Source organism: uncultured Eubacterium sp., assembly GCF_945980375.1.
GTDB lineage: Bacteria > Bacillota > Clostridia > Oscillospirales > Acutalibacteraceae > Eubacterium_R.
The window spans coordinates 1-14447 of record NZ_CAMFQO010000034.1 but is presented as its reverse complement, the minus strand read 5'-3'; the positions used below and the strand labels follow the sequence as shown (position 1 = coordinate 14447).

Below are 14447 nucleotides of genomic sequence, written 5' to 3'. Positions count from 1 at the left end.
ATATAGTATATAGTTAATAATAATATTATAAATTATAATTGTCAAGAGAAAAAGGATAAAAATATGAATTTTGGTATAGTTTGTGAATTAAACCCAATTCACAGCGGTCACAAATATCTTTTTGAAAGTGTAAAAAAAGATAACGACACCATAGTTTGCGCCATGAGCGGAAGCTTTGTTCAGCGAGGAGAATTTGCTGTTTATGACAAATTTACAAGAGCAAGAGAGGCTGTAAAAAACGGTGCGGACTTGGTTATAGAAATTCCTGCACTTTCGACAATTCAATCGGCACAGGGCTATGCTATGGCAGGTGTAAAAATACTTGAAGCAACGGGCATTTGCGATTGCCTTGCCTTTGGAGCAGAATGTGACGATGTGGATGCATTGAAAAATATTGCCGAGGAAATAAAAGAAAAGGACGCTCAAATAAAAGAAGAGCTTGCCAAGGGAGTATCATATCCCGTTGCACGCAAAAACGTAATAGGCTCTCCCTTGCTTGACACACCGAATAACATACTTGCAATAGAATACCTAACCTACACAAAGCTAAAGGCGTTGGCAATAAAGCGCATAGGCAAGGGGCACGACACCGATGACAGTGAATATTCGGCAAGTGAAATAAGAAAGCACCTGAGCCAAGACGAAATCTGCACAATGAGAAACTGCGAGCGTGCAATACTGTACAGGCTTCGAACAATGAGTGCAGAGGATTTTTTACAAGTCGAAGATGTCAGCGAGGGACTCGAAAACAGAATTGTATCCTGCATTAATCAGGCAACAAGCCTTGATGAGCTTTATGATATGATAAAAACAAAAAGATACACTCATTCCCGCATAAGAAGAATTGCGTTGAGAGCTTTTTTAGGTATAACAAAGGATATGCCCAAGGAGCCTAAATACCTGCATATTTTAGCATTTAACGATAAAGGCAGAGAACTGCTTGCTAAAATGAAAAAAACAGCCGAGATGCCTATCATTACAAAATACGGCAACATCGACTCGCCCGAAATCAAGGAGCTTTTTGATTTGGAGTGTAGGTTTACGGACATATACAATTTGGGATTTGCACAAATAAAGCCGTGCGGCGAGGAGCAAAAATCAAAAATTGAAATATTATAAAAACAAGCGGGATTGCCTCATATTGTGAGACAGTCCCGCTTTTATTACAATATTTTTTTAACATCGTCCTCGGTAGATGCGTTGTCAAAGCGTATTCCCTTTTGCCATTTTGCCTTTGGAGAATACCTTTTAAGATTACTTTCACTTTCACTGATTGGGGTGCTTGAAGATGTACAAAAAGGAATTACGGTTTTGCCCGAGCAATCGTATTCATCAAGGAACGTATAAATAATTTTCGGTGCGTCGCCATACCAAATAGGATAGCCTAAATACACCGTTTTATACGTTGACCACGAGGAGACCCGTGACGAAATCTCCGGTCTTGCTTTCGGATTATTATACTCATCAAAGCTTCTTGAAGCTTTACTTTTATAATCCAAATCCTTCATTGAATAGGGTTGCTTTGGGACAATCTCAAACAAATCTCCTCCGTTAGCTTTGCTGATATACGATGCTATCTGGGCGGTATTGCCCGTGCAGGAAAAATAACAAATAAGAATATCGGATGTAACGGCATTTGTTATTGTGCCGTCAGGCAGGGTAACGTCAACAGATGAATTATCGCTTTGAGATACGGCATTTCCGTCAGTGTCGGTTACTATTTGCGTATTGGTTTTGTTGCTTTTTTCTTCCTGCTGCGACCTTGTGCATGCAGAAAAGCACACAAGCAGGGCAACGCACAAAAGCAGGGATAGGCATTTTTTCATATTGCATCTCCATATCATTACAAAATATTGTTGCAAAGAATATAAAAATCTTCTTTTGTCATAGCATTATTAATGCAGGATATAAGCGAGCCGACCGACAGAAATTCGGGCAAATCAAGAGCACTGCAAAGTGCTTTTCTTTTTGCCTTCGAGCCAACCCCTCCGGTAAGCCCCAAATCATAAAAATCAACGGTAGTTACAGGATTTTCACACAGGATTTTGGCAGAGGTTACTCCTGCCCTGTCAAGAGCCCGTAATATCACCTGACTGCTCATTCCCTCAACACCGAGCTTGCCCTCTTTTGACGGCTCGGTTTTTCGTTTTTCCTTTCCGAAAATGTCGGGGATATAAACGTTAATTATTTGCTCCTTAGGTACACCTGACGAGATATAATTACGTATCATAAAGCCTGCGTGGTCGGAGTCGGTAAGTATAATTATACCACGCTCGCTTGCAAGCCTTTTTATAAACGACAGTTTTTCCTTATCCTTAAAAATTCCAAAGCCGTTAGTTTCTATTATGAAAGCATCCAAAATATTTGAAAGCTTGATTTTATCGTATTTCCCCTCAACTATTACTGCTTGAGAAAGCTTAATTTTTTTCTCCATCAGCCGTTCCTCAACATCAAAAGCTTAACAACGGTTTCCTCAAGAAGCAGGTTTTTGTCTATTGATGTTGATTTGAAAAGCTCATCGGTTTTTGCAAGAACATCAATAGCATCTCTCAAATTTTCAAGGCTTAAATTTTTACTGTCTCGAACAGCGTTTTTGATAAGCCATTCCCTGCCCTTATAGTTAAACGTGCTTGATATTGATCCCTCACCCTCGCCGGATGCCTTTGCACACTTTACTCTGTACATATCAATATAGCACGAGGATATTACAGCCAAAATGGAAATAGGCTCCTCCTTTTGTGCAAACAGAACACGAAGCACCTCATACGCACCGTCGCTGTTACCTGCAAGAATAAACTTTGACAAATCGTAAACCCTTGCCTGAAGGCATTTAACAGCCAAATCATCAATGATTTTGCGTGTGATTTCGCCCTCGCCCACAAATGCGCACAGCTTTTCAAGCTCGTTGAAAACAGTTGTTATATCGTTGCCGACAACAGTTACCATATATTTTGCATTTGCCAAGTCAATAGTGCAGCCTCGCTTTTTTGCAGAGGCAACAATAAGCTTTGCCAGCTCGCCGTCCGTACGCCTTTCAAGGTTAACAACAGTACCTGCCTTTGCAAACAAGCCTTCTACCGTTTTCCATTTACTGTTTTTCTTTGTGTCAACCTCAACAGAGGTATAAAGAAAAACCAGCACTGCATTTGGATTTATATCCTCAAAATAAGCCTTAAGCCTTTCAACATCATCCTTGCTTTTATCAAGCGGATAATCATTTACAAGCAAAAATGAATACTGTGCCATCATAGGCATCATATCCGCATCATTAAGAATTTCAGACAATGACACCTTTTTTCCGTCGTACTGATGATAATTGAAATCGGCAAATGCAGGCTCGACAAGCCTGTTTTTAAGCTTTGCTACGTAAAAATCTTTAAGGTAGGCTTCCTCACCGTAAATCATATAGACATTGGAAAAGTCATTGTTCTTTATTTGATTTTTGAGTTCGGCTTCTCCTACTTTTGCCATTGATTTAACCTCCTTGCCTTATATGAATCTCTACTGCTGATTCTGTAATCAACCGTACCGTTTTTAAGCTTAATACAGCCGGTGCCGTCGGTAATGCTTTTGGAATTAACTGTAAAATCCGCATTTTGATATGTGCTTATTGAAAAATCCTTGATATACAAGGTTACGCCTCCTTGATTATAGCAAAGATTGTAATCATCATCAAGCAAAACATTATACACGCTTTTAACCTCAAGCCTTTGACAATCAGCCGATGAAAGTATTGTATCATCAAATTCATCACAAAGCAAGGTGTTAACAGCCACATCGTTACTGAGCATTGCGCAGTAGGATGATGAATTATCAACCACAAGGAAATCAACATACAGCATATTTGACTGCAAATAGCTTTTTACCTTGTAATAATCACCTTTGGTATTGACACCGCAAACCACGGTTTTACTGTCATACGTGCACACAATCGCTCCATCGGGAAAAACGCGCATCACGACATCTGACCTACCGTTAAAAAGCAAAACGGAAAAGCACACCGCACAGACAATGCCTGCACTTGCTAAAGCAAGTCTAACCGATTTGTTTTTGCCCACAGCAAATCCAACGGCAATCACAAGCAAAGCAACTGCTATCAACACGCCAAACCTATAATCAAGCCCCAAAACGACATTTCCGGCTTGAGCAAAAAAGGTGCATACTTTAATGAGTAATGTATCAAAAAATTCACACACAAGCACCGCAACGGCAGTTATCGGTGTTATACCTAAAAGAGATACAAGGTATACCGTAAGCGAGGCAACCACACAGATGCTTCCGAGTGGGACGGCTATAATGTTTGCAACCGGCCCGACAACACTTGTATAGCCGAAGAAAAGATACATAATCGGCAATGTGTAAACAACAACGCAGACAGATACAAATACCGAGCCGACAAGCTTTTTTATGCAGGCATAAAGCTTATCCTTTGGCTTAAGCGAAAGCGGATCATCAGGCTTAATAAACATTCTTTTGGAAAAATGAGGATAAAATGTTACAAGCGACAAGACTGCAAGAACACTCAAGACTGTACCTATATCGGTAACGCAAAGAGGATTTGAAACACACATTGCAGTCACCGCGATACCCAAGGAATTCAAAGTATCCCCTCTCATAGAAAACATACCTGCAAGCAGCATTACAATCATCATTATACCTGCACGTGTTACTGAGCCTGAAAAGCCTGCAAGAGCCATATACACAAGCGTTGCCGCAATACATACGGAATTTGTAATCCAAGGTTTTAGCGTAAGCTTTTTCAGAGCATACAGCAGGCTACCGACAACCACTGCCAAATGCAAGCCCGAAACAGCCATAATATGCGACATACCCGAATAGGTAAATGACCGTTTTATCCTTTTGTCCAAAAACGACTTATCTCCCGTAACAAGAGCAACGGACAGTGCACCTGCGTCATCCGACATAATGTACAAAAGCTTATTTCGTATGCTCTGCCTTAAATCGACAATATACCTATACGGTGAATTGATTATTTTGCCGTTTTCTCCCGTGAGTTTACAGTAAGCAGCAATATAAATTTTGTCGGCAAATTTTCCGTAGCTTAACATCGGATCATCGGCAATCTTAAAAAATCTCATCATACCGTTATACTCCTTATACGGACGCAGATTTGACCTGCTGTCTGTATAAATGTAAGCTTTGAAATTTGTTTTTTCACCGTTAATATGTGTTACCTTTACGCAATAGCCTTTGCTGTTTGAGGTAACTGCTCCTATATCGGTTGCATAAAAGGTACAATCTGCCGTTGTTGCGTCAAGCGCCTGAACAGGCTGAACATAAAGGGTTATAAACCCAACATACAAAAGACAGGCTGTAACCGCCGACGCCAACGAAAGCGGCAGGACAACAGCCTGTCTGAATTTTGGAAGAGCAAGGCTTACGGCAAAAAGCACCGCAAGCCCCACAGTTAATATTAAGATGTATTCAGGCTTTATAAAGCACAGCACAAAAAGTGCAACTGCCATTGAAAAGCCAACACAGGTGAATACTCTTTTCATAGCTAAAAAAACGAATTACTTTTTGAACGGCTCAACAAGGAATGAAAGCTCCTGCTTTTCCCCTGCCTTAACCTGATACTTGTCACGAACAAATGCCTGACCCGGAAGGTCACCTCCGACACCGTACTGCGAGCTGTCAACATTAACGGTAATGTCATTGCTTCTGTCAATATCGGTAACATGCTCGTACTTATCAAGCATAAACGGTGTGTACGGCAAAGCACAGAACATTACAGGTTTATCGTAATAAGCAGTTACCTTGATACCGTTACCCTTTTTGTCCGTAAGGGTAAAGTATCTTACATCTGCACGGGTTGACGATTCCTGCGGACGCATATAAGTGTACTCAAATTTATCAATAGGCATAGAGTATTTGCCGATCTTATAGCCTGTCTTTCTGTCGGGATATGACGGAGCCTCACCCCTACCGTACCACGAAATTTGCGTAAGCGATTTATCCACGTTCCATTGGAAGCCAAAGCGAAGCAGAGCAGCCTTTGGTGTTGCACTGTGATATACGGCAAGTCTTCCGTCAGGATATACGGTGTAGGACGCATACACATTTTTCATAAACGGAACATCAAGAGCAACCTTAATTTTTACCGTACCGTTCTTTTCCTCAACAGATGTTTTGAGTGCCTTAACAGCCTTTGTTGCGTGCTTCCATTTATAATAAGGATGAACAAAGGCAAACGGTGAAACAAAGTTAAGAAAATCAATATCATTATCGGTGAGAGCCCTAAAGTAGTTTGGAGCCATAGGAGCGGTCAAAAGCTCTTTGCCGTCTGCAACGTATGACGTTACGGCACCGTTTTCAACAACAACGCTGTATCCGTTGCCGTTAACATTTACGGTATTACCCTTCTTTGTAAATGTTGCCGAAGCCTCTGCCTTTGGAGCAACAGGCTTACTTGGAGTGTTAAGAACAAATTGGTCAAATGCAATTTCCGCATTGCTCTTTATACCCAACGATTTTTTCTTTGAGTGGAACGAAATTGTGAGCACACATTCCTTGTCATCAGGCAATGAGCTGTAATCATACGGAATGTCAATAAAATTTTCCTGCAAAGGAGCAACGGAAAATTTTTCCATTTCACCCGACTGAATTTCCTCGCCCTCACATTCGATTTTCCATCTGCACTTGTATGCAGAAACATCGGTGAAAAGGAAACGTGAGCGAACGTTAAATCTACCCTTTGTTAAATCATATGCAGTTGTTACAATAGGCTGATAAACGTGAGCAACCTCGAAATACTGCGGGTGTGGCTCACGCGTTGCCGAAATAACACCGTTTGCACAGAAATATGTGTTTGAGCCTGTCATAGCAGTTGTATTTATTCCGCTGTACCAATGGCGTGGCTCATCCTTTTCAAAATCCGTACCATAAAGGTAATTGTCCTTGCCGTTTTCATCAACAACATGAAGCGTTTGGTCTACCCAATCCCAGATAAAACCACCGCACATATTGTCGTACTTTTCAAAATCATCCATATACTCTTGGAAATTACCAAGAGAATTTTCCATACTGTGAGCATATTCGCAAAGTATTACCGGTTTATTATACATTTCGGCCGTAATAGGCTTTGAATCAGCCGCAAGCTGATTTGCAATGTTGTCATAAAGAGAAATGGTAATAGGCTCCTTCTCGCCTAATTTACGCATAACATCCTCAACAGGATACATACGCGAAATAACATCACTCTTTGTAAGGTCAAAATCACCCTCATAGTGAAACTGTCTTGTATCGTCAAGTGCAAGAGCAGCCTGCTTCATCTTCATAAAGTTGTCGCCGTCGCCTGCTTCGTTGCCGAGTGACCACATAAAGATACAGGGATTATTTCTGTCGCGAAGAACCATTCTTTCCATTTTATCAACAGCAAGGTCTGTCCACAAAGGATTTGAGCCAGGTACACCCTTACGGCGAACACCGTGAGATTCCAAATCACATTCGTCCATAACATAAAAGCCATATCTGTTGCAAAGCTCATAAAAATACGGATCGTCGGGATAGTGTGATGTTCTGATGGCATTGATGTTTGCCATTTTCATCAAATCAAGGTCCTGTGTATATCTTTCCTTTGGAACGTTCCAACCGTTATCCATATCAAAATCGTGACGGTTTACGCCGCGAATCATCAAAGGCATACCGTTGAACAAAATCTTTTCACCAACAATTTCTACCTTCTTAAAGCCTATTTCGTAGGTTTTAACGGATATAACATTGCCCTTTTCATCAAGCACCTGCATAACGAGCCTGTAAAGATTCGGAGCTTCTGCGGACCACTTTTTAGGATTTTTGATTTCGTTTTGAATACTGAGCACAGACTCGGTATTTGCACCTACATTTGCCTGAGCATCATCAAGCTCAATTTGTTTATCCGTATCGGTGATAAGGTACGACTTAACTGTAACGGACATATCGTTATCCGAATGATTGTTGATGTAATAGTCAATAGAAAGGGTTGAATTTTTATACTCTGCATCAAGGTCGGTTTTTACATAAAAATCGAACAACCTAACCTTTGGCTCTGCAAAAAGATATACCTCGCGGTAAATACCGCAAAGCCACCACATATCCTGATCCTCAAGATATGTTGATGCCGCATAACGGTATACCTTTGCCGCAACGGTATTTTCGCCGTCCTTAAGATATTTGGTAATTTCAAATTCGTGAGGAGTCATTGAGCCTGTTGAATAACCGACATACTCACCGTTTACCCACACCTCAAGAGCCGCCTTGCACGCACCGAAATGCAGGAATACATCTCTGCCGGCCCAATCCTTGCTTACTGTAAAGCTTCTGCGATAAAAGCCGATTTCCTGCATGGTATGGTCAATAGACGGAATACGGGACCTTGACCTGCTGAATGCTCTCGGGAATGTGCTTGCATAGTAATATGGCACACTGTATCCCTCGCACTGCCACACTGACGGCACATTAATTTCGTCCCAAGCCGAAACGTCATAGCTTGGCTGTTCAAAGCCATCAGGCTGATTATCAAGTCCTCTTTGCCAATAGAACTTCCACTTGCCGTTTAGTGTTTGCTTGTACTTTGATTCGTTTTCCGACAAAGCGTCGTCAACACTATCGTACGGCATAGCAATAGCATGGCCCTTTTCCTTGTTTATGTATACTGTTTTAGGATCTTCCCAAATATATTTCTTTCCCATAAATACCCCTTTTTAATGTAAATCAATCAATAGACATTACTGCCTGATAAGCCGATTCGGTAGCATTGGAAATTCTGCCAACCTTTACACTGTCACCGATGTTGAACACCTTATAATCCTTACTGTCCTTAATTTCCTCATAAAGTGCATTATCAGGACGACAGCCCATTGACAAAACAACAAAATCAACATCAATTTTGATTCTGTCAGAATTTTTTGTACTTTCGGCAACTATACCGTCGGCATTAATCTCAAGAAGCTTTGTAGACGGCATAAACACCGTGCCTGCCTCCTTGAGCTTTGGCATTGCGTCATCAAGATGCTGAAAATAGGCACCCGGTGCAATAGAATCTGCCATTTCAAGAATAGTAACCTTATTGCCCATTTCGCACAAAAGCTCCGATGTTTCAAGTCCCGTCATACCGGAGCCGATAACGGCAACCTTTTTATTTTCAAGCTTAATGCTACCGTTAAGAATATCTGTAACCGTGCAAACATTATCGCCTGCAAATGCCTTTGGAAATACTGCATTTGCGCCTGTTGCAATGATAACAAATTCAGGTTTTAGTTCATCAATAACCTCCTTGGTTGCAACGGTGTCAAACTTAAATTCAACGCCGTTTGCAACAGCATTTGCATACAAATCATCAACACACCAATGAAGCTTTTCCTTATGCGGCGGCTTATCTGCAAGGTTAATCTGTCCACCCGGCTGTGACGCCTTTTCAATTACAGTAACCTTAAAGCCACGCTTTGACAAAAGCTCTGCGGCGGTTAAGCCGGCAACACCCGAGCCGACAACTGCAACACCTCTGCCGTTGCCGTTATTATTTAATTCTATACTATCTCTGCCGATAAACGGATTAACGGAGCACCTGCCGTGAGTATAGTTATATGCGTTGGTTTCCATACTCTCAAAGCAATAAAGGCAACAGATACATCTCTTTACAAGCTCCTCCTTACCGTCCTGCACCTTTTGTACCCAATGAGGATCTGCAAGAAGCGGTCTGCCCAAGGAGATAAAATCCTGAATACCGTCCTGAAGCTGCTGCTCTGCCTGCTGAGGAGAGCGAATGAGGTTTGCGGCAATAACAGGAATATCTACAACCTTTTTGACCTCCTCGGCCAAATACTTTCTCCATCCCACAGGGAATGTAGTAGGCTCAAGCCAATAGTTAAAGGTGTCATATGCAGCAGAGGAAACGTCGATAGCGTCAATACCCTTATCGTTAAGAGCCTTTGCAATTTTAAGGCCCTCCTGCAAATCATAGCCCTTACCCGGCTGACCGATCTTTGCATACATTTCGTCAACAGACAAGCGTACAACGATAGGAAAATCCGCACCGCATTTTTCTCTTATTCCGTCAATAATCTCGTTCAAAAATCTCATTCTGTTTTCAAGCGAGCCACCGTATTCATCATTTCTTCTGTTAGTGTTTGGGGATAAGAATTGTTGAATAAGATAACCGTGTGCAGCATGAAGCTCCACACCGTCACAGCCTGCCTTTTGCACCCTAACCGCACCCTCGACAAACTGACGAACAAGCTTTTTGATTCCTGTTTTTGTTAAACCTCTGTTTACGCTTTCAGCCATCTTTGACTTTTCACATTTTGAAGGAGCAACAGTACGCGGAACAATATCCTTGTCCTGAAGCTTTTTTCCCGGAGGGATAACAGCACCTGTTAAGAGCTTTGCGTATGCCTTGCCCATAATTTTGTCACAGGCAACGGAAAGCGGAACGGTACCCATCATCAAGCCGAGATTTTGCCTACCCGGATGATGAAGCTCAACAAAAATTTTTGAACCGTATGAATGGATACGGTCGGCCATTTCCTTAAGAGGAGGAATTTGATAATCGTGAGTAATGCCCATTTGTCCGAATGATGCCGCGCCCGTAATGTCGTTAATACGGGTAATTTCCGTAATAATAAGACCTACTCCGCCCTTTGCACGCTCTACGTAATGGTCCATCATTACAGGAGTAACTCTGCCGTCAAACTGACCGAAGCCCATACACATAGGAGCCATTACAACTCTGTTTTTAATTTCTACCTTACCTATTTTCATAGGTGAAAAAAGCATATCATATTTCATACAAAAACCCTTTTATTCTAAAATAAGGCCTGCCAACACCGGCAAGCCTCACCGTTTTTACTGTATTCTGATAAGTTATTCTTTTTCTTGCTTCCTGCGAGCCTTCTCAGCCTTCTTTTCGGCAAGTTGCTCCTGATAGCTTGCGCTGTATTTTCTGCTTTGCTTAATGCTGACAACAAGGTAAATCAACCAAATTATCAATGCCAAAATTGCAAGGAACACAACAGCGACAAGGGTTATACACACTCCCTTTAATGCCTTTAGATTATCCTTTCCCTGTATAAAGAATCCGACAAGCGGATACATTGTATTTATCTCTCCTACATAAACGCCGTTCTTGGCAACAAGCTTTTTACCGTCTTTGTAATAGTAAACACGGAATTGCTGAATAGGCTCATCCTTGTTAATATCAAAGTCGTCGTTTTCCTCGATATAAAAATCAATTAACCTACCTGCATCATTGCCTGTTATTTTTTTTGGCATAACTGCTACAACAGCCTTTGTATAAATCTTTGACTGCCATTTGAATACGTTAGTGTAGCCCTCCTTTTCCTCAAACACATCTGCACTGAATACCGCAAGACCGAATGACGAAATTGCAAGCAGAACTGCAAGCACAACAGAAATAATTGCTACTGTTGACACACGAACCTTTGAGCCCGGAATAAGCTTGTGTTGTTTCTTTTCTTTGTTTTCCATTAAACTGTACCTCTTGAAAATATTTTTGAAGAAAATTATTTTTTCTTTTTTGCTTCTCTTGCAGCAAGCTTCGCCTTTGCTTCTTCAACAATTCTTGCCTGCTCTTCCTTTTCTCTCTTTTCTGCTTCCTCTCGCTCAATTTCCTTGCGAAGAGCCTCCTCCTGCTCCTTCTTTTCCTTGACAGCCTTACGTTCAAGACGTTCAGCCTCGAGAACATCATCGCTCTTTGCAGGAGCCTTTGCAACAGCGGCATTAATACCGACTGCCACCAAGAGAAGTGCAAGTGCAACATAGAAGCCCCAAGCAACACCGCCGGTTGCGTTGTATACAGGGAAGCTGCCGAAATTTATACCAAGCTCGTCAGGTGCTCCATTTACGCCGAGTGTAAAGCAAACAGCACTTGCGACAGCCGAAGCAACACTCAGGCACTCAAACACTGTAATGGCTTTTGTTTTGGAATGCTTTGCAAGTATAAGTATCAGAAAAAATGCAATAACCGCAAAAAGCAACGACAGTACCATACAAAGAACTGCATACATCGTAAAGCTCAATGTACCCGAAAAGCCCTCATAGCCCATATTTGTTATGTAAAGGCTTGTGTTTCCAAAGAAATCACCGAACAAATCTATTAATGATTTACTGCAGGTCATACCGAACAAATCAAGTCCAACGCTTTCGGCATCGCTCTTTAGGGTTGCCCAAGGAAGAATAAATCCGATTACAGGAAGAACCGAAAGAACAATTCTTGCTATTCTAAGCTTTGTGCCCCAAATTGAATACGCCAATCTGTTAAGGCCTCTGTAAAACGAAGCAAACTTGCGTTCTGCCAATTCGTTATCAGCCTCAAGTCTTTCCTCCCAATTAAAATTGGGGATGCTGATGCCGCAATTTGAACATTCAGCCTTTACATCATACCAATGCAGTTTTTTTCCACAATTAGGACATGAACTTGCCATATTTGCACCTCTTACCATTCATTCATATTCCTTACTATAATATATTTTTTTGTGTTGAATGTCAACATAAAATAAGTAAATATTTATTATTTATATGTGAATTATAAATAAATGAAAAAACAGTTGAATTTAACTTTTATCTGTGATAATATTTACCTATATACTTTATCTATGAAATGAGGGAATAGTTTGGCAGAGTCAGTATCCATTGATGAAATCACAATGAGCCAGGAAGAGCTTGACAAGCTTGCCTACACCAAAAAGCGTTACCTTACACCAAAGGAAATTGCAGCGTACGTGCTTGTTAACTTCGGCCAAAAAAACCTTAGCCAGTTTGTTGATGCCTTTAAGGAATTCTTTATGATTCAGTTCCTTAAGCTTAACACAACCGCTTACGCAAACATCAACCTGTTTGCATCAATATATGATGCAATTGATGACACAATCTCGGGCCTTATCATAGACAGAACAAGAACACGTTGGGGACGAATCAGGCCGTTCTTTATCATACCGCTTCCGCTATGGGTATTGGGCGGATATATGATGTTTACGGCTCCTGACTTTAGCTTCAAGGGTAAAATCGCTTGGGCTGCAATAGCAATAGTAATTTACGGTCTGGGTATGAGCTACTTTGGCGCTTGGGGTCTTATGATTTACAACATCACCCCTAACACCGATGAGCGTAACAACCTTATCACAATCACAAAGTTTTTTGAGCTTTTCGGTACATGGATTCCATCACTTGTGCCTGTGCTTGTAACACTGTTACCAAAAATCAGCAGCAACATCTCAATGCAAGATGTTTACAGCGGATTTGCAAGGTTTATGCTTATTCTTTCGGCATTCTTTGCAATCTTCGGTTGCTTTAATATGCGTGAACGTGTTCCTTTGATGAGCCGTGAGGAAATGAAGGAAACATCTGTTCTTGAATCGCTCAAAAACATCATTACAAACCGACCGCTTATTGCAGTTATCCTTGCAAACTTCTTTAACTCGTTTAAGTCTGTCGGCGGTTCGTCGGAATCTTATTTCTGGCTCAACAACACAGGCTCACTTATGAACGCAACAATCTGTGGCTTGTTCACAGGTATTCCTAACTACATAATGGTTCCTATCGCTGCAAAGATGGTTAAAAAATGGGGCGCACGTGCAACATCAATCATTGCAGGTCTGTTCGGTTTCTTTGCATATATGACATTGTTCTTTGTCGGCTATCACCCATTTGGACAAACCTTCAGCGATCACAGAATACTAAATCTTATCTGGGTAATCTTCGGCCTTACAATCTGCGGACTTCCAAACAAAATCCTTAATGTATCGGGTCAAATCGTTACAGCTGAGGCTCTTGACTATATGGAATGGAAGCACGGCCTCAGAAATGAAGCACTTGTTACAACAGTTCAAGGCTACTTCGGAAAGCTTGCCACATCAGTTACAGGCTGGCTTTCGGGTATGGTGCTTACATGGATTAACTACATTCCTCTTACTGACTCGGTCGGCAACGCTATTCCGCAGACAGATCCGAAAATGCTTAACGGTATTTGGGCAATCTTCTGTATTCTTCCCGCACTTGCAAGAGGACTTTACGGTGTGTCATTCATCCTTTATCCTATTCACGGCAAGCTTCAACAGCAAATGATCGTTGAGCTCGCAGACAAGCGTGCCGAAAGAATTGCAGAGCAAGAGGCTCTCAACGCAGCTGCTTCATCAAACAACGAATAAAATATACATACAAAAAAAAACGCTGTAAGCAGATGCTTACAGCGTTTTTTCAGCGTGTCGAAAAAGTCAAATTATAAATTTCGACACGCTGATAGACTGTTGAGAAATGGAGCTGAATTTCGCATTTTGCGAGGGAAGATGTACGAGGGTACCTCGACCGAGCAAAAGGCGAAAAACGCCAAAAACAGATTGAACTCGATGTTCAATCTGTTTTTTTATCCCCTCAGTCACCTGCGGTGACAGCTCCCCTTTATTGCATAAAAGGGGCGCCAAATATATTTTCTT

10 protein-coding genes are annotated in these 14447 nt (G+C 41.4%); 2 read left to right on the top strand and 8 right to left on the bottom strand.

Translation table 11 applies throughout. The features are described from left to right. The first annotated feature begins 63 nt into the window (after positions 1 to 63). Positions 64 to 1119: a nucleotidyltransferase family protein gene (locus Q0P34_RS07750; RefSeq protein WP_294955147.1), complete on the top strand. Its 1056-nt coding sequence runs from the start codon at positions 64 to 66 to the stop codon at positions 1117 to 1119. Positions 1120 to 1163: 44 nt separating this feature from the next. On the opposite strand, the gene Q0P34_RS07745 is transcribed toward Q0P34_RS07750, so the two are convergent. The 8 genes from Q0P34_RS07745 to Q0P34_RS07710 form a co-directional block, all read right to left on the bottom strand. Beyond that, positions 1164 to 1826, bottom strand: a complete 663-nt coding sequence (locus Q0P34_RS07745; protein ID WP_294955145.1) for a flavodoxin — start codon at positions 1824 to 1826, stop codon at positions 1164 to 1166. Between the two features lie 17 nt (positions 1827 to 1843). Continuing rightward, entirely contained in the window at positions 1844 to 2434 is a 591-nt protein-coding gene (locus Q0P34_RS07740; protein ID WP_294955143.1) for a DUF4093 domain-containing protein, read from the bottom strand. Further along, a complete protein-coding gene (gene holA, locus Q0P34_RS07735) occupies positions 2434 to 3471 on the bottom strand; it encodes a DNA polymerase III subunit delta (protein ID WP_294955141.1) in 1038 nt (345 codons plus the stop codon). Before holA ends, Q0P34_RS07740 begins: the two co-directional genes overlap by 1 nt. Then, complete coding sequence (locus Q0P34_RS07730) at positions 3459 to 5519, bottom strand: ComEC/Rec2 family competence protein (RefSeq protein WP_294955139.1); 2061 nt, start codon at positions 5517 to 5519, stop codon at positions 3459 to 3461. Before Q0P34_RS07730 ends, holA begins: the two co-directional genes overlap by 13 nt. Positions 5520 to 5534: 15 nt before the next feature. Beyond that, positions 5535 to 8690 carry a glycoside hydrolase family 2 TIM barrel-domain containing protein gene (locus tag Q0P34_RS07725; RefSeq protein WP_294955137.1) on the bottom strand — a complete coding sequence of 1052 codons (3156 nt, stop codon included), beginning with the start codon at positions 8688 to 8690 and terminating at the stop codon, positions 5535 to 5537. Positions 8691 to 8712: 22 nt separating this feature from the next. Continuing rightward, positions 8713 to 10785 (bottom strand): NAD(P)/FAD-dependent oxidoreductase, encoded by a 2073-nt coding sequence (locus Q0P34_RS07720; RefSeq protein ID WP_294955135.1) that lies wholly within the window; start codon positions 10783 to 10785, stop codon positions 8713 to 8715. A 75-nt stretch (positions 10786 to 10860) separates the two neighbouring features. Further along, on the bottom strand, positions 10861 to 11484 hold the full coding sequence (locus Q0P34_RS07715) for a hypothetical protein (RefSeq protein WP_294955133.1): 624 nt from the start codon (positions 11482 to 11484) through the stop codon (positions 10861 to 10863). Positions 11485 to 11519: 35 nt separating this feature from the next. Beyond that, entirely contained in the window at positions 11520 to 12440 is a 921-nt protein-coding gene (locus Q0P34_RS07710) for a hypothetical protein (protein ID WP_294955131.1), read from the bottom strand. A gap of 189 nt (positions 12441 to 12629) precedes the next feature. Here Q0P34_RS07710 and Q0P34_RS07705 point away from each other — a divergent pair, with 189 nt between their 5' ends. Next, the gene (locus Q0P34_RS07705) at positions 12630 to 14162 is read left to right on the top strand and encodes an MFS transporter (RefSeq protein WP_294955129.1); all 1533 of its coding nucleotides are present in this window, start codon (positions 12630 to 12632) and stop codon (positions 14160 to 14162) included. The last annotated feature ends 285 nt before the right edge of the window (positions 14163 to 14447 follow it).